This is a genomic window from uncultured Winogradskyella sp. (assembly GCF_947495255.1).
In the GTDB taxonomy this organism is placed as follows: domain Bacteria; phylum Bacteroidota; class Bacteroidia; order Flavobacteriales; family Flavobacteriaceae; genus Winogradskyella.
Map to the genome: position 1 here is coordinate 106,932 of NZ_CANLYI010000004.1, position 19,732 is coordinate 126,663.

The 19,732-nt window shown below is 30.5% G+C and carries 19 protein-coding genes; 4 read left to right on the top strand and 15 right to left on the bottom strand.

Annotation, left to right across the window (positions count from 1 at the left end; genetic code table 11):
• Positions 1-8: 8 nt before the first annotated feature.
• The 6 genes from Q0807_RS07360 to Q0807_RS07385 all read right to left on the bottom strand — a co-directional run bounded on the left by Q0807_RS07360 (position 9) and on the right by Q0807_RS07385 (position 6,825).
• The gene (locus tag Q0807_RS07360) at positions 9-2,627 is read right to left on the bottom strand and encodes a tetratricopeptide repeat protein (protein WP_299108125.1); all 2,619 of its coding nucleotides are present in this window, start codon (positions 2,625-2,627) and stop codon (positions 9-11) included.
• A 189-nt stretch (positions 2,628-2,816) separates the two neighbouring features.
• Positions 2,817-3,539: an ABC transporter ATP-binding protein gene (locus Q0807_RS07365; protein WP_299108127.1), complete on the bottom strand. Its 723-nt coding sequence runs from the start codon at positions 3,537-3,539 to the stop codon at positions 2,817-2,819.
• Between the two features lie 14 nt (positions 3,540-3,553).
• Complete coding sequence (locus tag Q0807_RS07370; RefSeq protein WP_299108129.1) at positions 3,554-5,032, bottom strand: DUF5687 family protein; 1,479 nt, start codon at positions 5,030-5,032, stop codon at positions 3,554-3,556.
• Positions 5,033-5,083: 51 nt separating this feature from the next.
• Positions 5,084-5,773, bottom strand: coding sequence for a hypothetical protein (locus Q0807_RS07375; protein WP_299108131.1), 690 nt, complete (start codon positions 5,771-5,773; stop codon positions 5,084-5,086).
• Complete coding sequence (locus Q0807_RS07380) at positions 5,770-6,489, bottom strand: hypothetical protein (RefSeq protein WP_299108133.1); 720 nt, start codon at positions 6,487-6,489, stop codon at positions 5,770-5,772. Before Q0807_RS07380 ends, Q0807_RS07375 begins: the two co-directional genes overlap by 4 nt.
• 3 nt (positions 6,490-6,492) lie before the next feature.
• Complete coding sequence (locus tag Q0807_RS07385) at positions 6,493-6,825, bottom strand: PadR family transcriptional regulator (RefSeq protein WP_299108136.1); 333 nt, start codon at positions 6,823-6,825, stop codon at positions 6,493-6,495.
• Positions 6,826-6,974: 149 nt separating this feature from the next.
• Here Q0807_RS07385 and Q0807_RS07390 point away from each other — a divergent pair, with 149 nt between their 5' ends.
• Positions 6,975-8,033: a ferredoxin--NADP reductase gene (locus Q0807_RS07390; protein ID WP_299108138.1), complete on the top strand. Its 1,059-nt coding sequence runs from the start codon at positions 6,975-6,977 to the stop codon at positions 8,031-8,033.
• A 186-nt stretch (positions 8,034-8,219) separates the two neighbouring features.
• Here Q0807_RS07390 and Q0807_RS07395 read toward each other — a convergent pair whose 3' ends face one another.
• Together Q0807_RS07395 and Q0807_RS07400 are read right to left on the bottom strand one after the other, a co-directional pair.
• The gene (locus Q0807_RS07395; protein WP_299108141.1) at positions 8,220-9,236 is read right to left on the bottom strand and encodes a glycosyltransferase family 9 protein; all 1,017 of its coding nucleotides are present in this window, start codon (positions 9,234-9,236) and stop codon (positions 8,220-8,222) included.
• Between the two features lie 46 nt (positions 9,237-9,282).
• Positions 9,283-9,891: a DUF4254 domain-containing protein gene (locus Q0807_RS07400; protein WP_299108143.1), complete on the bottom strand. Its 609-nt coding sequence runs from the start codon at positions 9,889-9,891 to the stop codon at positions 9,283-9,285.
• 72 nt (positions 9,892-9,963) lie between these two features.
• Here Q0807_RS07400 and upp point away from each other — a divergent pair, with 72 nt between their 5' ends.
• Positions 9,964-10,623, top strand: coding sequence for a uracil phosphoribosyltransferase (gene upp / locus Q0807_RS07405; protein ID WP_299108657.1), 660 nt, complete (start codon positions 9,964-9,966; stop codon positions 10,621-10,623).
• On the opposite strand, the gene Q0807_RS07410 is transcribed toward upp, so the two are convergent.
• Complete coding sequence (locus Q0807_RS07410) at positions 10,612-11,529, bottom strand: DUF6427 family protein (RefSeq protein WP_299108145.1); 918 nt, start codon at positions 11,527-11,529, stop codon at positions 10,612-10,614. The two genes, upp and Q0807_RS07410, sit on opposite strands and share 12 nt — an antisense overlap.
• A gap of 74 nt (positions 11,530-11,603) precedes the next feature.
• Between Q0807_RS07410 and Q0807_RS07415 the strand changes: the two genes are divergently transcribed.
• Positions 11,604-11,831, top strand: coding sequence for a uracil phosphoribosyltransferase (locus Q0807_RS07415; RefSeq protein ID WP_299108148.1), 228 nt, complete (start codon positions 11,604-11,606; stop codon positions 11,829-11,831).
• A gap of 13 nt (positions 11,832-11,844) precedes the next feature.
• Here Q0807_RS07415 and purD read toward each other — a convergent pair whose 3' ends face one another.
• Positions 11,845-13,116 carry a phosphoribosylamine--glycine ligase gene (purD, locus tag Q0807_RS07420; RefSeq protein WP_299108150.1) on the bottom strand — a complete coding sequence of 424 codons (1,272 nt, stop codon included), beginning with the start codon at positions 13,114-13,116 and terminating at the stop codon, positions 11,845-11,847.
• 85 nt (positions 13,117-13,201) lie between these two features.
• Between purD and Q0807_RS07425 the strand changes: the two genes are divergently transcribed.
• Entirely contained in the window at positions 13,202-14,509 is a 1,308-nt protein-coding gene (locus Q0807_RS07425) for a phenylacetate--CoA ligase family protein (protein WP_299108152.1), read from the top strand.
• Here Q0807_RS07425 and Q0807_RS07430 read toward each other — a convergent pair.
• The 5 genes from Q0807_RS07430 to Q0807_RS07450 all read right to left on the bottom strand — a co-directional run bounded on the left by Q0807_RS07430 (position 14,499) and on the right by Q0807_RS07450 (position 19,731).
• Positions 14,499-15,272 (bottom strand): glycosyltransferase family 2 protein, encoded by a 774-nt coding sequence (locus Q0807_RS07430; RefSeq protein ID WP_299108154.1) that lies wholly within the window; start codon positions 15,270-15,272, stop codon positions 14,499-14,501. The two genes, Q0807_RS07425 and Q0807_RS07430, sit on opposite strands and share 11 nt — an antisense overlap.
• Before the next feature lie 8 nt (positions 15,273-15,280).
• A complete protein-coding gene (locus tag Q0807_RS07435) occupies positions 15,281-16,579 on the bottom strand; it encodes an exopolysaccharide biosynthesis polyprenyl glycosylphosphotransferase (protein ID WP_299108659.1) in 1,299 nt (432 codons plus the stop codon).
• Positions 16,580-16,702: 123 nt separating this feature from the next.
• Positions 16,703-17,959: a hypothetical protein gene (locus tag Q0807_RS07440; RefSeq protein ID WP_299108156.1), complete on the bottom strand. Its 1,257-nt coding sequence runs from the start codon at positions 17,957-17,959 to the stop codon at positions 16,703-16,705.
• Complete coding sequence (locus Q0807_RS07445; RefSeq protein ID WP_299108158.1) at positions 17,919-18,698, bottom strand: glycosyltransferase; 780 nt, start codon at positions 18,696-18,698, stop codon at positions 17,919-17,921. Before Q0807_RS07445 ends, Q0807_RS07440 begins: the two co-directional genes overlap by 41 nt.
• A complete protein-coding gene (locus Q0807_RS07450) occupies positions 18,691-19,731 on the bottom strand; it encodes a glycosyltransferase (RefSeq protein ID WP_299108160.1) in 1,041 nt (346 codons plus the stop codon). Before Q0807_RS07450 ends, Q0807_RS07445 begins: the two co-directional genes overlap by 8 nt.
• Position 19,732: the final 1 nt, after the last annotated feature.

A 19,732-nucleotide genomic window follows, 5' to 3' on the forward strand; every position in this document is an offset into this window, starting at 1 on the left:
GTTTTAAATTACTGTAACTTTAAATACGCATTTAAGTTTTTATGTCTTTGAATTATAGCATAATTCGGTGATGAAATTGCAAAATAAGTTCGCGTAATTTTAGGTTTAATAGGACGTCCTCTTTTGTCTTTTTCTTCTGTTCTAAGCAGTTCTGCAAATCCATTTGCACCACCAATACTTTTTAATCCATGCACTACTACAAAGGTAGTGTTTTCGTCGTAAACATCTTTAGAGGTAGTGAGATCAAAATATGTAATTTTAGCAACCTCTTCATCTAAAATTTTAATAAAGGCATCTACATCTTCTCCTGAATTATTTTCGAATTGAAAAATCACATTGAATTTATCAGAATCATCATCAGCTACAAATTCTTTTTTAGCTAAAACAGGTAAAGCATTATCAATAATGTCTTGTGCTTTTTTACCTTCTTCAGTATTAACATAAGTTAAAGCGATATAATTAATAGCTTCCTTATAAGCTTCAAAACCATAAAGCCTTCCTTTTGCTGATGCTTTTAAAATTTCGAATTTAGGAACATAATCATCACCTTCTAATCGTTTAATCTGTGTTTCTGCTTCGGCAATTACAGCGGCATAATCTTCATCATTAAACTGATTATAAAGTTTTGTATATATAGCTTCTGGACTATTTTCATCTTTAGATAATTCAGACTGTGGATTTAAAAGAATTTCAGCATAACGAGAATCTGGATACTCCTTAATAATAGCTAACTTCATGGCTTCAGCCTTTCTACTTAATCCCAATTCTAAATAAATACGATATAAGTTATATTTTGAAGGTAGAATTAATCGGTCTTCAGGATTGTTACCTAAAAGACTTTCGAGTTTTGATTTTGCTAATTCTAGTTCTTTAAATTTCTCTTTATAAATAATCCCTAATTGATAATATGCGAAATTTCGTTCTTTAGCAATACTATCTAATTCAGTTTGTTTTGTTGGTAATGACGCTAAATATGTTTCAGGATTAAAACGAATATCTTCAACTGTAGAATCTGTTAAAGTATCAGTTTTTGAAGTATTTGTTACATCTGCTCTTTGGTTTGAATGTCTCCAATTATCTTGAAGTTTTCTTTCTCCCCAAATTTTTAAAAATTCACTTTTGCCATAAGCAACTGTTGTTGTATTATAAAAGTAGAAATTACTACCACCTTTGCTCGTTGTTTTTGTTTGAAAACCGCTTCTTGATGCGCCAGGAGGACCACTTAAACTTCTTTGGTCATTATTTATTGAAGTTGTAGGTGCTGATTGGTTCTTCTCTCTCCTTAAAGCTTCTTCTTGTTCTTTTTTTGCCTCAATTTCCTTTAGTCTTTGATTCTCTGCGAATTTTGTATAAATAGCCAGTTGCTCTGCTTTTGGTAAACTAACCATTCTAAGAATACTGTCGTTAGTTTTAGCAATACCCTCATAATAAATAACATCATCAAGATTTTCGCGTTTCTTTTTTATAATTCTATATGGCTTAGTATTAACAACCATTGCTGTCATTGTAGAATCATAATATGCACCTGCAGTTTTATATACATTTTTATCAAAATACATATTACCTAAGGTTTCATAACTAAGTGACCTTAAATATCTATCTGAAGTCGTTTTTCTAAGTGATTTATTATAATACACTTCTGCAAGACTGTCTGACATTTTATTGCGATGATATTCTGCAATACGGTAATAAATTTTGTCTAAAAACGGTCTGTTTTCTCTATTCTCTTCTAAATCCGTTAGATATTCTTGAAACTCAATATCGTCACCGCTTGAAGCATCAAAATTATAAGATTTTTCAAGATGAGCATTGATGTAAAAAGATCTTGGAACTTGACGATGCATTTCTATAACAGCATCGAACTCTAAATTAGCACTATCCTTTTTTCCGAATTCATTATAAAGTTGCCCTTTTATAAAATGATAACGCGCTTTCTCTCTTTTAATTTTTGTGTTTTCTGCTGCAATGGTTAATTGAGCAATAGCACTATCATTAGATTTTGTATTTAAGTAAGCTTGAGCCAAAGCTGCAGAAGCATCTGCTAAATCCTGTCCCTCAATAGCATCTTGCTCTTCTTCGAGTAAACGTTTTAATTTTTCAATAGCACCTGCATCATTATCTAAACGCATACTTGTTTTTTCGCGCCAGATTTTAACCTGATTGATTTTATCGCTTGTAGGATATTTATTTAAAATATTATTAAATGCTGCCATAGCTGGCACAAAGCGTTGATCAAAGTAACGTGCTTGACCTAAAAGCAAATAAGCTTCGTCTATTTGAGGATTTTTTTCCTTGCCTCCTATATTCATTCCGTGTACCTGAATCGCTTTAATAGCTTTTTCTTCTGCACGTTCAAAATCTGCATTTTTAGTTTGTCCTGGTAGAAAAATATCTTCAGAAACACTCATTCTTTCAATAGGTAGAAGTTCCCAGAAATTTTCCGTAAACTCATTGTTTACACCTTCAATTCCTCGTTCTAAAGCAATATTACCATTATAGAGTACATTGTATTTTGTTGCTGTAGCGTGAAACTTTTTATTTAAGAATTTATCTTTTTTACGAGAACAACTTTGAGTAATCAAAGCTATACAAGATAAGAGTAATATGATTTTGTAATAGGTTTTCAAACGTTGGTTCTATTTGGTTAATAGATAACTGAAAAACACACTGTTTAGTGTGTTACGTGGTAAAAATACGTATCTTTTTGAATTTTTGAGTTTATTTCAAGGTTTTTCGAAATAATCGCCAACGTTAAAGCATAAAAAAGCTCGCAACAAAATTAGTTACGAGCTGTAAAATTATAAAACATTTTATTCTTATTCTTCCTCCTGAGAAACCGTTGCACCACTAGCAAAATGTACTTCTAATTCTTTTAATGTTTCAGGATTAGTTTCTAAGTCTTTAATTACATTTCCTTTTTCTAACACAACTATACGCTCACATACATCTGTAACGTGCATAAGATCATGACTAGATACTAAAACGGTTACACCTTGTTTTTCAGCTAAATCTTTTATAATCTGTTTTAGTCTTATTTGTGTGGTTGGGTCTAAGTTAGCGAATGGCTCATCTAAAATTATTACTTCAGGATTACCAATTAGTGCTGCTACAATTCCGGCTTTCTTTTGGTTTCCTTTACTTAAATCTCTAAGATATTTTTTCTTACCTATAATTTCTCCGTTAAAGAAATCTTCAAACTTAGACGTTAAGCTATCTACATCAGCCTTATTTTGCCCACGTAATTCACCTATGAAATAAAAATATTCTTCTGGTGTTAGGTAGCCGATTAAGAAACTTTCGTCTATAAAAGAAGAGGTAAAAGGTTTCCAATCTTCACTTTCATTTACAACAACACTATTGCTTGTGATGTTTCCGGTTGTTGGTTGAATTAAATCGAGTAATAAACTAAAATAAGTGGTTTTACCTGCTCCATTATTTCCTACCAAACCAAAACTTTGGCCTTTAGGAATGGTTAATTCTTCAATATTTAGAACCGTTGTTCCTTTGTATGTTTTTGAAAGGTCTTTTGTATATATCATAATGCGATGTATTATTAGTTGTCTTGACTAAAAGCGTCAATCATTTTGTATTTAGAATCGAGGTATTTTTTTGTAATGCCTTTCATTAATTTTTTATGAAACACAATACCTACAACACCAAGAACGATTAATAAAGCTATTGCGGCAGCAAAACCAGCGAGCCAGTTTACAAGTCCAAACAATGCCATTGGCACCAACATTAATGGAATACCAATTAACCACTGTACAGCTCCTGTACCTTGATAATTAAAGGCTGCTTTTTTATCTAAATCTATTTTTTTACGGTTAAAGGATCCTCCCCAAAGTATCACATGCGTATTTACACCAATATTGTAAATAGCAGCAGCAAAGTGTGCTATTAAGATTTTATATCCGAAATACACGTAAGGAATTCCTAGGACAAAAAGTAGCACAACACTTATCACCATTAAAATAAATTTTGAACGTAAATATTGCTCGTATTTAATATTCTGACTCATTAATAGTTTGTAATAGCCACTATCCCAAGCCGGAATAAATTGCCCGAAATTGATTAGAAAAAATCCTGTTGAAACTATTCCAATTAATGCAAACATAAATACCATGTCAGCATACACTGGGTTTGGGTAAAAGAACAAACCATAAAGCACGCCAATCAATAATAAAAATGCCATAGATTTAGTACGTTTGTTTCTCCAGATGAGTTTTAAATCTAACTGCATAAATGGTGCAACATCTCCAAAACGTTTTGTCCATGATAAATCTGCGGCATTTACCTCAGCTACTTTAGATTTTAGTGAGCTATCTAAATACAGTTTGCTTTTTAAAATTTTAAAGTTGAAAGCATAACATGCCGCCAAAATTACTATAGGAATTATAATAAGAATAGGATTACTCGCTATGGCTAATAATCCACTACCTATTAAAGTCGTCATTGAAAGAATTTCGAAATGATTTAAGGCAAATAAAACTCCAACAACAGTTATAATAGGAAGAAAAGATAATTCCGAATCTGCTGAAAACGCTTCAATTATAAAATTGAAAAAGTTAATAATGAGCACTAGGATTATCATGGTAAAAATCCACGTGATTATCATAGATGTTTCATAGCCATCAAAAATTAACATAATACCAAAAGGTATAATTGCAAATAATGGTAGGAAATTAAAAAATGATACCACCGATTTTCCTAAAACAAAGTTCACAACTGTTGAGCGTTTAATAGGAAGTGTCAACAATGGCTTTACGCTCATTACAGGAAGTTTTTGCATAAAGAATCGCATAAGTAAGTCTCCCATAATCCAGAAAAATATAAATCCGTTTGCAAATACAAATGGATCTTCATCTGGAAAAAACTTTTTTAAACCTGGTAAAAGTCCAAAGCCTAAACTTAAAAACATGACAACAAAATAAAGCGCAAAAAATACCAGTAAGATATTTATAGCCATATTTTTTTGCCAATAAGACGAACGGAAATATTGTTTCCACTCGAGATTGAAAAAATGTTTTATCATAGTGTTATGATGGGTTGGTTTATGAGATAAGTATTAAAAACCACAAATTTGTTACAAACTAAATTCTGGATAGGTTTCACTAAGTAGTTTTTCTGCTTTGTTTGGGATGAGTTCAAAGCTAATGTAATATATTAAAGCAATTGCTGTAAAGGCAATTGACAGAATGAAAATTACATATGGGTTAGATAAAAAATCACCAGTCATTATATGAATATTATAAATCTGTGATAAGAATACGAGAGAAGTACCTCCTGCTTGTTTAAAAATCATTTCTTCTAACAGCCATTTCTTTTTAGATGCTTTTTTTCTTCGTTTAAACTGTCTGTTAAGTAAGAAGCTTTTAGTAATAGACCAAATAACCACTATAACATAGTATGCTATTGCCAACTCAATTGCAAAAGAAGACGTGAAAGACAAATAAAAGAGAAGAAACAGACATAGGGTTGCAAATATCTGAGGAATCTCAAACCATTTTTTAAGCTCGTTCCACAAATATTTCATGTAACGCCTGTTCATTGCTTTTCCTTTTTGCTCAATAGCATCCATAAAACCAAATATCCCGAATTTTTTGAAGGCTTTGTTTTTAGCGTCTTCAAAAGTGAGTTTCGGTTGCTCTTGCCATTGCGTTTCAATATCATTGGCTAAATGGTCTACAAGTTCGGTTTGTAAATCGTAGTGCTCTACAAAATGTTGTCTTGTAAAAGCGTAAAGTTCTTGTATTTGAGTTTCGGTTAGTTTCATGACATTAAAAGTGCAAAGCGTTCTTTATACGTTCTATAAATACTAATGTAATTATTTAGACCATGCCTGCTCATTATAACTAATAAGGTGAAAATCACGAATAATATATAATATGGTTTGGACTCAACACCTTCATAATGATAATTGAATAACATCATTATCCAAAAAGGAATCTGAGTCATTAATAAAGATGATGCAACTGCCATTTGAATGTTTAATGATTTTGATTTGAATTTTTTCAAACCTCCATAAAATAATTTAGTGAACTCTGAAATTATAACTCCTGAAATCAAAACTAAAAGACCAGATTTAATACTGTATTGATACCCTATAAAAGTAAAAAGGCCTAAAACTAGAAACTCCATTAAAAATCTAAATGAGAAAACAAAAGGTAAAAATGTTCTCCAATAGGTATTCCAATGTTTTCTTCTAATTTCTTTCTGTTTTTTTAGTGTAAATTTTTTAAAACCCTTATTATCAATAAACAAACCCTTATTAAAATCAAAGCGATATGTGTAGCCATTACGAATCCTATTACCAAATTTGTGGTGAACCTCCAACAAAGCTTCATTAAAAGAAACACCTTCGTTAGTCATTTTATCTTCAACCGCAGAAACAATGTGGTCTAGTAATTCTAAACGCACATCCCAATACTTCACCTCGTTTTTAATGAGGTAGTTGTCTATGAATTGTATTTCTTGTTTGGTTAGTTTCATAGCTTAAGCTAATTTAGGATTCATCAAAGCTTGCATCGTTTTAATATACTCAGCTAATTCTTCAAGTTTATTTACGGTTTCTTTGGTTCCGGTTTCAGTGAGTTTATAATATTTACGCAGTCGGTTGTCTACTTTTGCAACCTCAACATCTAACAAACCTTCTGCTTCTAGTTTATGCAACGCAGGATATAATGCACCTTCGGTAATTTTAAGTTCGCCTTTTGTTAATGCTTTTACCTTTTGGGTAATCTCGTAACCATACATTTTATCGTGCTCATTTAAAAGCTTTAAAATAATAGTCGTTAAACTTCCTTTATATAATTTTGAATTGCTCATCGTATTACAAATATATACATAATTTTCTTATGTATAAGAAACTTAGGTATGTGTTTTATCATTTTTTAGACCTACAAGGATGGTAAAACCTTGCAGGTCTTTGTCAGGTCTGTAATAGAAATGTTTATCTTTGCAAAAAATTATTTATAATGTCACATTTTCATTCACTCACCATAAAATCAGTTGATAAAGTAACAGACAATTCGGTTGCCATTACTTTTGATATTCCAGATAACCTTAAGGAAAAATTCAGCTTTAAAGCCGGACAATACATCACCTTAAAAACCACCATTAATGGTGAAGACATCCGCAGAGATTATTCTATATGTGCTTCTCAAAATAGCGGAAACGTTACTGTTGCCGTAAAACAAGTTGAAAACGGAACATTTTCTGTTTATGCTAATAACTCATTAAAAGCAGGCGATATATTAGAGGTTGCAGAACCAAATGGCCGCTTTGTGTTTGAAGCTAATGCTGCCAAAACTAGAACTATTGCTGCATTTGCTGCAGGTAGCGGAATTACACCAGTTCTTAGCATTGCTAAAACACTTTTAGAAGAAGAACCTTTTAGTAATTTCATCTTAGTTTATGGTAATAAAACGCTAGCAGATGCCATGTTTGTAGATGAATTACTTCAACTAAAAAAACAATACGATAATCGTTTTCATGCCCATTTCATTTACAGTCAGGCTCAAGAAGAAGATGCCTTATTTGGACGTATTGAAAAAAGCACGGTTAACCTCATCGTAAAAAACAAATACAAAGGTGTTACTATAGAAAATTTCTATCTCTGTGGACCAGAACAAATGATTCATACTGTAAAGGATGTTTTAGTTGAGAATGGTGTAAAAGAAAAAGTTATTAAATTTGAGTTATTTACTGCTCCTGTTACAACTGAAACTGAAGTTTCAACTGATTTACCTTCAGGTGAGACTAAAATCAAAGTTACTGTTGATGAGGAAGAGTTTGAATTTAACATGTCACAGAAACAAACTATTCTCGATGCTGCTTTAAAACAAGATATTGACGCACCATACTCTTGTCAAGGTGGTATTTGTAGTAGTTGCATAGCTAAGCTTACAGAAGGTACTGCAGAAATGCGTCAAAACAATATTTTAACAGATAGCGAAGTTGCAGAAGGGTTGATTTTAACTTGCCAAGCACATCCTACTTCAGCGACTGTTGCAGTTGATTATGATGATGTTTAAAAAAGAACAAAGAATTTAGACCGCTTCGCTTATAGAACAAAGACATTAGACCTGTTAGAATTAAGATTTTGACAGGTCTTTTTATTTCAAAAGGTTTTCGATACAAAATGCTGAAAAAAAGAATTTCACTCGAACTGACGTAAAGTAAGTGATTTTTGAGGCATAAAAAATTTTAAATAAAAGGTACTAAATAACCGCTTTTATTTTTGAAAGAATAGTTTGTTCAGAAACACTACTTGCTGCATTCTCGTAACCTTCTGGAAATTTATTTCCGTAAATTGATGTTGGTATTAGCGGAAAATGCTCTCTGTCTGCCGTCAATGCAAAATCTTTAGGTTGCTCAAAAGGCGCAAAACCAGCAAAAGGATGCGTAACTCCCCAAATTGTTATCACTTTTTTGCCTAACATAGCAGCAATATGTGCGTTACCAGAGTCCATGGTTAGCATAAGGTCTAAATTTGAAATGAGGATTAACTCCTCTTCTAAATTTAATTTACCTGCTGCTGATTTTACGTTATTGTAGTTAGCTTCAAACTGATTTAAAACTTCTATTTCTTTTTTTCCGCCTCCAAATAAAATGACATTGTAGTTTTTAGAAAGTGCCTCAATTACCTTTTCCATTTGAGCTAATGGATACATTTTACTTTGGTGTGCTGCAAAAGGTGCAATTCCGATTGTTTTAAAGTCTTTATTTAAAATGAAAGATTTTAAGTTTTCCGATAACAATTTTGGTTTAGAAAAAATAGGTTGTGATAAATCCACTGAATACCCTAAAGCCTCAAAAACCTCAGCATAACGTTGATGAGTTGTTTTTAATTGCTGAAAATTTTGCCCTGAAGTCAAAGCCTTCTTTTCTTCTCTGCCTTTATCTAATTGCACTACTTTTTTTCCGAAGAAAAAGAACTTTAAAATTTTACTTCGTAATACGTTGTGTAAATCAGCAACAGCATCAAATTGCAATGCTTTTAATTCTTTAGATAGTTTGTAAAGTCCTAAAACGCCTTTGTGATTTCCTTTAAAATCAGCCTCATTAACACTAACATTTTTTAAACCTTGAAAAAATGGTTTAAAAAATGCTCTAGTAACAACTGTGATTTTTAATTCGGGATATTGCGCTGTTAATGCTCGCAAAACAGGAACCGTCATTGCCACGTCTCCCATTGCAGAAAACCTAAGGACTAGTATGTGTTTTGGTTTTGACATTCTTATACAAACCTGTCAGGTTTTAGAAACCTTAAAGGTTCATCAATTATTTCTGTCCTCTTAAAACAGGATTTAATTCATCGTCATTGTACATTTTCATTTGCTTATAAACTTTCATGTACTTATCTCCATTAGAGATATCGTTTAATAAATCGTCAATGGCAGTGCTTAAATCTACTCGTTGTTCTAACAATACATCTAACTTCTTTTGGCAAGCTGCTTTATGCTTATCACTTGCATCATCTCTAACAGTTTCGAGGTGCATGTGGTAAATTTTAAGGGCTAAAATAGATAGTCTATCAATTGCCCAAGCCGGACTTTCAGAATTGATTTTAGCTCCAGGTTTAACCGCAACATCTTTATATTTATCTAAGAAATAGCTATCAACATATTCTACTGTATCTGTTCTGTCTTGATTAGAAGCATCTATCATTCGCTTTAGCTTTAAAGCCGCAACTGGATCTATATTTGGGTCTCTAATAATATCTTCGTAAGCCCATTGAACAGTATCTATCCATGACTTTCTGTATAATAGATGAGCGATTAAATCGTCATTTTTATCATACTTATTTGTAAAAGGTTGATCTACTGTATTTAAAACTTTATAGGTTTTAATAACATCTTGAAAAATTGCGTTTGCTTTTTGCGAAAACATAATGAAATCGATTTAATGTACACAAATATAATAGGAATTATTAACTTTAACGACAGAACTAATTTCCATATTATGCAAATTCATAACCTATCTGATACACCTTCTATTTTAAATACTTTTATGTCTGAGTTAAGGGACAAAAATGTCCAAAAAGATAGTATGCGTTTTCGGAGAAATATTGAACGCATAGGTGAAATTATGGGTTATGAATTAAGTAAATCGCTACAATTTGAGCCTCACAATATTGAAACACCTTTAGGGACTTCTAAAACTTTGTTACATAAAAAAGACATTGTATTGTGTTCTATTTTAAGGGCAGGTGTTCCGCTTCATAATGGGTTATTAAATTATTTTGATGCAGCCGAAAACGCTTTTATTTCGGCTTATAGACATCATAAACATGATCCAGAAAGTTTTGAAATTATCGTTGAGTATTTAGCTTGCCCAAGTTTAGAAGGTAAGACCTTAATTTTAGCGGATCCAATGTTAGCCACAGGACAATCTATGGTTGCTACTTTTGAAGCCCTAAAACCATTTGGAATACCAAAAGAAATTCATTTAGTTAGTATTATTGGTGCTCAAGAAGGCGTGGATTATGTGTCCAAGGCTTTCGATACTGATGTTACGCTTTGGATAGCTGCTATAGATGATAAACTAAACGAAAAAGGATACATCATTCCTGGATTAGGAGATGCTGGTGATTTAGCTTTTGGCAATAAACTACAGCATTAAGCCAATAATTGGTGTTATAATTAATAGAGCGACAAAGACTTCTTTAAACCATCGTTCTGAAATAACCTCTATATAATTCGCCATTATTATAGAAAACGGAGCAAATAAAAAGAGATATTCACTTCCGTTTTTTATTGGTGCTATGATTGCTACTAAAACTGCAATAATAGAAGCCCAAGCAATTATAAAATAAGAAGGCTTTAGCTTTTTATTTTTATCAGGAATATTCTTAAAATAATAAATAAGTGTCCACACAAACGATGCAAATAATACTGTAAGTTTAAGAATGCTTTTTTTAGAATTATATGCTGTATAATCTAAACTTGCAAAACGCTGAAAGTCTGTTGTTCTAAAATACTCATCATACATTACAACATTATAAATTAATAGTAACATTACTGCTGTAATAACACCTGTAAATGGAATAATTATATTCTTAAAATCGTTTTGAGAATAGTAAATCAATGCCACTATCACCAAAGCAAAAAACAAAATTGACCAAAAAAAGAAAAAGGATGCTATTGTTATCCAAAATGCAGCATCAAACAACTTCTTTTTAATGTTTAGTTTGGTGTGTAAACTTATAAGTCTACGTAAAGCAAAAAACACAAATAAATTAGATATTAGTAAGTCTAAATGGGTCATCGCTTCTGGAAAAATTCCTAAAAGCAAACCAAAAGTCATTATAGCATAACTGTTTCTCTGTGAAAGGTTATTTTTAGCCACAACAAAGTCTAGTAAAAAAATCAAAAATAAGGTCATTACCCATTTAAAAAGTGTTGAAAAAGCGGCATTTAAGTCAGAAAAAAGTAACGTGTACGTAGTAATCACAAAAAGCAACGATACATAAACTGCAACAATTATGAAGTTTATAGGCTTAGATTTACTAAAAACACTTGTAATCATGAACTCTTTTTGTATTTTTGCTATTCGATTCCAATTCGATATAAAAATTAGAATTGGTGTAAATTTATAAAGTTATGAATGATTTCTTTAACGGAATAGCGGATTTATTTGTGAATGTATTATTCGCACCTTTTGATGGCCTTAGAGCATTAGAATTAGAAAGCTGGTTTGGCGCTAATTTTATGTCTTGGATTTTTATGGCTATAGGATTTGTTGCAATGGTTTATTGGATGTTACAACTTAAAAAACATAGCGATAATAATGAAGAAGACAAAAGTATTTCTTCTCACTCTTATTTATAAATCTCTTATTGGTTTATAAATCGAAACCAATATCCTTACGATAATTCATCTTATCAAAGTTTAGTTTATCTATACTTTGGTAAGATTTTTTTATGGCCTCTGGATACGTATTCCCGTAAGATGTAATTGCCATTACACGACCTCCTGAAGTTACCACTTTACCATCTTGGTATTTTGCTCCTGCATGAAAAACTATAGAATCTGTTACAGTTTCTATTCCTGTAATTTCTTTGCCTTTCTCATAAGCTTCAGGATATCCACCAGAGACTAATACCACTGTTGTAGCAGCACGCTCATCAATTTCAATATCAATATTAGATAAGGTTTGGTTTGCCATAGCTTCAAAAATGTCTACCAAATCTGTTTTTAATCTTGGTAAAACAACTTCAGTTTCTGGATCACCCATTCTTACATTGTACTCAATCACTTTAGGTTCATCACCTACTTTAATTAATCCTATAAAAATAAAGCCAACATATGGTAAATTATCTTTCTTTAAACCTTCAACCGTAGGAATTACGACCTGGTTTTCAATTTTATCTAAAAACTCTTTAGTTGCAAAAGGTACTGGTGACACAGCTCCCATTCCGCCTGTATTTAAACCTGTATCGCCTTCTCCAATGCGCTTATAATCTTTTGCTGTTGGTAAAATTTTATAATCTTTTCCATCAGAAAGCACAAAACAACTCAGTTCAATACCATCTAAAAATTCTTCAATAACGACTTTAGTACTTGCCTCTCCAAATTTAGAATCTACAAGCATGCTTTTAAGTTCGTCTTTAGCTTCTTGTAAATCATTAAGAATTAATACGCCTTTGCCAGCAGCTAAACCATCTGCTTTTAAAACGTATGGTGCACTTAAGGTTTCTAAAAATTTATATCCATCTTCCACATTAGCTTTTGTAAAACTCTCGTAAGCCGCTGTAGGAATGTTATGGCGAACCATAAATTCTTTAGCAAATTCCTTACTGCCTTCTAACTCAGCTGCTGCTTTCTGTGGTCCAATAACTGAAACATTTTTTAAAGCTTCATCTTGTAAAAAGAAATCGTGAACACCTTGCACTAATGGATCTTCTGGTCCAACAACTACCAAATCAATTTTATGTTCTAAAACGGCAGATTTAATCGCTTCAAAATCAGTAACACCAATATTTAAATTGGTAGCAATAGCTTCTGTTCCTGAATTTCCTGGAGCAACAAAAATCGCCTTGCAACGACTACTTTGAGCTAATTTCCATGCAAATGTGTGTTCTCTTCCGCCAGAGCCAAGTACTAAAATATTCATGATAAAAAATTCTTTGGACAAAAATAATTGGTTTTAAGCTTAAAAAACAATTATTTTACACAAACCTTAATAGCAGAAACAAACCTTGCGACTATTCGATTTTTCTTTAAAAGTTAATGGCTTTAAAATAGACGAGGCTAAAGCTGCTCTGTCTAAAATTCAGGCTAAAAACGATTCTGATTTTAAAGCTTATATAGAGCAACAAAAACAATCTATTATTTCTTATCATTTAGAACATAATTTGTTTTACAAAACTCTAGGGAGCTCTATAAATATAAATGATTGGGATTCTGTACCTATTATAACCAAACGTCATTTACAACAACCTATTGAGCAACGTTTAAGTGATGGTTTCACAACTAAAAATGTCTATTTAAATAAAACATCTGGCAGCTCAGGAGATCCTTTTATTTTTGCCAAGGATAAATGGTGCCACGCGATGACTTGGGCTCAAATTATGGATAGATTTGCTTGGTATGGCATTGATTTTAATAGCTCTAGACAAGCGCGTTTTTATGGGATTCCGTTAGATAAAAAAGGCTATTATAAAGAACGATTAAAAGATTGGTTTAGTAATAGATTTAGGTTTTCGGTTTTTGATTTAAGTGATGCTGCTTTTGAAACAACTTTGACAAAGTTTAAAACTAATAAATTTGATTTTATTAATGGCTACACAAGTCCTATTGTGCAATTTGCTAAATATTTAAAGCAAAAAGATGTTGTTTTAACCTCTGTTTGCCCTACTCTAAAAGTTTGTATTGTTACGTCAGAAATGTTATTTGATGATGACAAAACGTTAATGGAAACTCAATTTGGTGTACCTGTGGTTAATGAATATGGAGCTTCAGAATTAGATTTAATTGCATTTCAGAATACTAATGATGAGTGGCAAATAAATAATGAAACATTATATGTTGAAATCCTCGATGATAACGGAAACGTTTTACCGTTAGGAAAAGAAGGCCGAATTGTAATTACATCATTATACAATAAAGCACATCCATTAATAAGATATGATGTTGGTGATATAGGAATCCTTTCTGAAAAAAGTACTTTAAGAAAGCCTATTCTAAAAAAACTAGTAGGAAGAACAAATGATATTGCCATTTTACCAAGCGGAAAAAAAGCAGCAGGATTAACCTTTTACTACATTACTAAAAGTGTTATTGAGAATGATGGCAATGTTTCAGAATTTGTAATTGAACAATTGGCTTTAGACCATTTTATAATTCGTTTTGTGAGTAGAACAGAACTTTCTAATGAACAAAAAGAAATTATTACAACAGAAATGGAACGTTATTTAGAACCTGGAATTAAAGTGGATTTTGAACGTGTTTCTCAACTAAACAGAACTAAAGCCGGAAAATTAAAGCAGTTTATTTCTAAACTATAGACTTAATTAATCGCTTTTTAATTAATAAATGTTCAAACAAAAATTGTACTAAATACAACGAAGATTTTATATAAGAATACCCTAAGCCTTTATAATACACATTGAAATTGTGTTTTATTAAATTGGTTTTATTTGAAGATAAGGAACCTTCCGTAATACGATAATACGCAATGGTTTCTTGAATACTAATTGCTGGTTTATCACTTCGCTTTAAAGCCTCCAACCACAACAACCAATCTTGACGTTTTTTTAAATCTTTAGTGTAAATTTTACCAAGTTTTTTACAGTTGTAGATTCCTGTTAAATTGCCGACGTAATTTGCTTTAAGTAATTTGTTATAGGTTAATTGTTTTAAGGCTTCTACCCTTTTGTTTAATGGTTTACTTTTAGAATCAATCCATTCATAGGTTCCGAAACTAACATCTGTAATATTATTAATTAGTTGACTAACCTGAAGCTCTAGTTTGTTTTCTTTCCAAAGGTCATCTGCATCTAAAAAGGCTATGTAATCTCCTGTTGCCATTTTAGTGCCTAAATTACGTGCTTCTGCTGCGCCTTTGTTTTGATTGTGTTGAAATAGTTTAATCCGTGAATCGGATTCTTTAAATAGCTTTAAAATAGCTATAGTTTCATCTGAGGAGGCATCGTCAATTAGAAGTAACTCCCAATTGCTGTAAGTCTGATTAATAACACTTGTAATCGTCTCAATAATAACATTAGCGTTATTATACATTGGAGTTATGATAGAAACTAGCGGCTGCATTTTATAATTTAATAAGCTTTATCATCACCTTTTACAGCATTAACAAAAGTTTGAAAAATAATCTTCATATCTAATAAAAGTGACCAATTTTCGATATAGAAGATATCAAATTTTACTCTTCCTATAATATCCTTATCTGTCTCAACTTCGCCTCTGAATCCACTAGTCTGAGCTAGACCTGTTATTCCTGGTTTCACAAAATGTCTCACCATGAATTTATCGATTCTTTTAGCATACATAGTTGTATGGCTCACCATATGAGGTCTAGGGCCAACAACAGACATGTCACCAAAAAGAACATTGAAAAACTGAGGCAATTCATCTATACTTGTTTTCCTAATGAATTTACCAACTTTGGTTACACGATCATCGCCTCTTGTGGCTTGATAAAGATGTGCATCTTTATTTGGCATCATTGACCTAAACTTAAAACAATCAAATTCTTTGTAGTTAAAACCATTTCGAGATTGTTTAAAAAACACAGGGCCTTTAGATTCTAATTTAATTAAAATAGCGATTATTGGTGTTAGCCACGATAGGACAAAAACAATCATAAAACTGGAAAACAAAATATCAAAACCTCTTTTTAAAAAAGTATTAACCGAATCTTCAAGTGGAATATTTCTAAGCGTTAGAATTGGAATATAATCGTAATACTCGTATTGTAGTCTTTTTGCGTAAATTTCTTTACTGTCTGGTATAAACTTTAGGATTTTTAAGTTGTTATCTGCAAAATCTACTGTATCTGCTATTTGTGCATTTGTTAATTCGGAAATTGAACAATAAATTTCGTCTATGTTTTCAGCTAGCACATATTGAAAACATTCAGCTAAAGAATGTTCTTTTTTCTTAAAATCAAAGGTTTTTTTATGTGAATAGCCATATTCTGGATTCTTATTAAAAAAATTGTCTAACGCAATAGTTTTTTTATTTAAACCAAATATAACAGTAGTTCTATAATTACCGCCAAAGGAAGTTCTATACTTCTGCAACAAATAATAGATTGCAAACTTAAAAATAGTTATAAATAGAAAACATAAAAGTAAGTATTTTACAATGGGTCTTGGATATATATCTAACTCGTGATACAGCCCAGAAAATGCAAATACTAGTAATAGAAATAAAATGAACTGTTTTACTGTTAGTGATAAAATACTTATCGGCCTGGTGTATCTATATACTTCATAAAATTGTGAATAAACAGATAATAAAACCCAACCCATTGAAATAAAGATTGAAAAAATAATAGAATTCTTCTCGCTTAATAAATATATTATAGCAATACTGTTGATAACACTTAAATCAATTATATATGAAATAGGCCTTAAGTATCCTGAATATCTTCCCTGTTTAAATAAACTCAATTTTTTTATTATCTAGAAATAGAATACAAATGTATCGTTTACAAAAGTTACGACAAAGATATGTATCTACAATTGTTTTTGGATTGAGTTTTGATAAAAACTAATAGTTACGGCATAATAGAATATTATCAAGTATGGTAATATTGGAACATTGGTAAAAAAACTACCAGAAAGCAATCCACACAATAAAAATGCAATCATAGGAAACCTTAATTTTTTTATTCTCAATAGCTCAGAAAGGATTTTATTATAAAATATTTTTAAATATATAAAAGTCCCTAAAAAACCTAAGAACCAATACAAATCCACGATTTCAATCTCTGTTCTGAAGTTATTAAATTCAGCACCACCGAAAATATAGTTAATGACACTCCAGTTTTTATGAATATAGGGTACAAAACCATCTGTTACATTTATATCTCGATAGCTAAATAACATTGTTAAAATCCCATGATTTTGGTAAACTTTATGAAGCACATAAAAGTTATCTTTAAAAATTTGAATGCCAAAAGAGTAAGTGAACATTATAAATATACCAATAGCGAATAATATAAAAAGCGCATAAATTCGTTTTACAGAAGTATAAAGTAAATACAATAAGAAAAGTAAATTGAATAAATAAATTGTTTTTGTACCAATCATAAAAGAAAAAACAATTGAACACAATAGAAAAATAAAATTAATGTTGGTTTTCTTATTTAAGTAACTGGCAAAGAAATACATTATTAAAATGATATATATATAACTTGAATGACTAGCGTGTAAAAAAAGACCATTGTAACCAAACCTATTAGAGAACCCTATATAAGTTTTAAATAAATCTAAATTAAAAATAAACCCAATCAGAATTGCAAAAGCATTTATTATAAAAATACCTTTAATTGTTGTGTCTAAATAACTCAATTGTTTTTTTGCAATTATTCTGTCAGTTTTGTTTATAGGCTTAAAGGCATAGTACAAAATGAAAACAAAAACATATGAATTAAGCGTATATAAATTTAAAACGAGTCTGTTTAAAAAACTTTCCTTTAAAAGAAAAAATTGTCCCAGTATATAAAACATAGTAAATAGAACTATGCCTTTTAATAATTGTTTACTAAATTCTTTCTTATAAATAAAAATATATCCACATAAAAAAATTTCAACTAAAAGCTTAACAACCCCTGAGACTCTAGTGAAATCAAAATTACTAAACTTTAGATATTTACTTATAAATTCACTGAAGTAAAAAGCAAATAAAATAAGAGAAGGTAATACTAACTTTATATCAAATGAATTAAAGTCAATCTTTTTTTGATCGAAGGATTCTATAGTATTTAACATTCCATTTTATTGTAAACTTTATTATACTTTTTATATTCCAAAAATTATACTTACTAAAAATATTTTTTGAACTAGTCTCATTTAAGTGATGAAATACTATCGCGTCTGATACTGCAATAATTTTAAACCCTTTATTATGAGCTTCAAAACAAATATCAATATCTTCGCAATATAACCTATATCTTTCGTCTAAAAGACACTCATTTTCTTTGAGTAATTTATCGCTAATTAACATACATGCACCAAGACACCAATCTATTTCGGGTCCTTGCATTTGTGATTCGTCTAAAGCTTTTAAAATCCCTAATCTCTTTTTAAATACATTGATAAAATTAGGAAAATGTTTCCAAGTCTTTTGGAGTCTTCCGTCTGGATATTTTAATAATGGTGTAGTAATAGCAATTTTAGGATTGTTTTGCATGGTTTTATATAGAATATCTATAAAATCCATTTCAAAATAAGTATCCGGATTTAATAATAAAAAATACTTTGTTTTAAGATTGAAGTGCCTAATTAGATCATTATTGTTCTTAGAGAACCCTTCTAATTTCTTTTTAATTAAAACAGAATTACTGTAGGAACTATTTAAGAGTATCTCTGCAGTGTTATCACTAGATTTAGCATCACAGAAATAAACGTTTTTTATATTAAAGCGTGTTAAAGAGTTTAATAATTTTTGAATAAAGTCTCCGTGATTATGAGTAACCACAAGAATACTAATATTTCCTTCTTTAGCCATGAAAAGTAATTTTTTTTAGTTCCTTTATATAATCAGCAAACGAATAATTACTAAGATAGGTACGTCTTACAATAGGTTTAATTTCTTCTTTAGTTCTCGAAAACTTATTAAACAATATTTCGAAATTATCTAAATCGTTATTTAAAACTTCAGCTACATTATCATCACAAAGATTTTGCGATACAACTTGTTCTGTTGTGAATACGGTTAGTCCACTCATTAGAGCCTCTATATAAACCAATGGAGAAACTTCATAATTTTCATCACTTAAAAATAATAATGCATCATTTTGCTGTAATGCTTCAAATTTATCATTTTCATTTAGTAAAGGTCCATAATAAGTAAGAAATTGATACTCTTTGTTTAATGCTTTAATCAATGTCTGGTCTTTATCACATAAAATACCACCATAGATATTTAGCTTACATTTAATGCCTTTTGCTTTAATTAATTGTGCTAATTTATCGATTCTATAAATTCCTTTTGCTTTAGAAATATTAGATAAAAAAATAAAATTTACCTCATCAGATTGGTTATATCTCAAAGGTTTAGATGTATAGTAATCTGGCAACGCATTAGGTAATAAAAAACAACTTAGTCCTAATGCTTCAATAATTTTGAATTGAGCTTTATTTATAACAATAATTTTTGTTTTTAAAAACAACCTTTTGTTATAAAACTTAATTTTATCCTCCAATCCATTTGCATGAATATGAATCGTAACATTTAAGGTTTTAAAATGACAAACAAATAAGATGATTAAATCGCGATAAAAAGCAAATCCTTTTGGTGTAAAATTAAGATAGACACTGTCCTTTTTTCTAATTTTAAAAAGTCGTTTAATGACCTTTAAAAGAAACGATATTTTACTAAAACTAAACTTACCAAAATTATCATAGTCCTTGGCTTGTGCTGTATCTATTGTATTAATTTCTATTTCATTATCTAATTCAAGAGCATCTTTTATATGCGTAGATATAACCTTAACACCATTGTTGGGTCCAGAAATCGGAAAAACAAAGAATAGACTCATT

Coding starts and splice junctions, on each gene's coding strand:
- Q0807_RS07430 (WP_299108154.1), bottom strand. CDS start 15,272: ATGCAGCCGCTAGTTTCTATCATAACTCCAATGTATAATAACGCTAAT.
- upp (WP_299108657.1), top strand. CDS start 9,964: ATGCAAATTCATAACCTATCTGATACACCTTCTATTTTAAATACTTTT.
- Q0807_RS07390 (WP_299108138.1), top strand. CDS start 6,975: ATGTCACATTTTCATTCACTCACCATAAAATCAGTTGATAAAGTAACA.
- Q0807_RS07395 (WP_299108141.1), bottom strand. CDS start 9,236: ATGTCAAAACCAAAACACATACTAGTCCTTAGGTTTTCTGCAATGGGA.
- Q0807_RS07375 (WP_299108131.1), bottom strand. CDS start 5,773: ATGAAACTAACCGAAACTCAAATACAAGAACTTTACGCTTTTACAAGA.
- Q0807_RS07450 (WP_299108160.1), bottom strand. CDS start 19,731: ATGAGTCTATTCTTTGTTTTTCCGATTTCTGGACCCAACAATGGTGTT.
- Q0807_RS07440 (WP_299108156.1), bottom strand. CDS start 17,959: ATGTTAAATACTATAGAATCCTTCGATCAAAAAAAGATTGACTTTAAT.
- purD (WP_299108150.1), bottom strand. CDS start 13,116: ATGAATATTTTAGTACTTGGCTCTGGCGGAAGAGAACACACATTTGCA.
- Q0807_RS07385 (WP_299108136.1), bottom strand. CDS start 6,825: ATGAGCAATTCAAAATTATATAAAGGAAGTTTAACGACTATTATTTTA.
- Q0807_RS07370 (WP_299108129.1), bottom strand. CDS start 5,032: ATGATAAAACATTTTTTCAATCTCGAGTGGAAACAATATTTCCGTTCG.
- Q0807_RS07400 (WP_299108143.1), bottom strand. CDS start 9,891: ATGTTTTCGCAAAAAGCAAACGCAATTTTTCAAGATGTTATTAAAACC.
- Q0807_RS07410 (WP_299108145.1), bottom strand. CDS start 11,529: ATGATTACAAGTGTTTTTAGTAAATCTAAGCCTATAAACTTCATAATT.
- Q0807_RS07380 (WP_299108133.1), bottom strand. CDS start 6,489: ATGAAACTAACCAAACAAGAAATACAATTCATAGACAACTACCTCATT.
- Q0807_RS07365 (WP_299108127.1), bottom strand. CDS start 3,539: ATGATATATACAAAAGACCTTTCAAAAACATACAAAGGAACAACGGTT.
- Q0807_RS07415 (WP_299108148.1), top strand. CDS start 11,604: ATGAATGATTTCTTTAACGGAATAGCGGATTTATTTGTGAATGTATTA.
- Q0807_RS07445 (WP_299108158.1), bottom strand. CDS start 18,698: ATGGCTAAAGAAGGAAATATTAGTATTCTTGTGGTTACTCATAATCAC.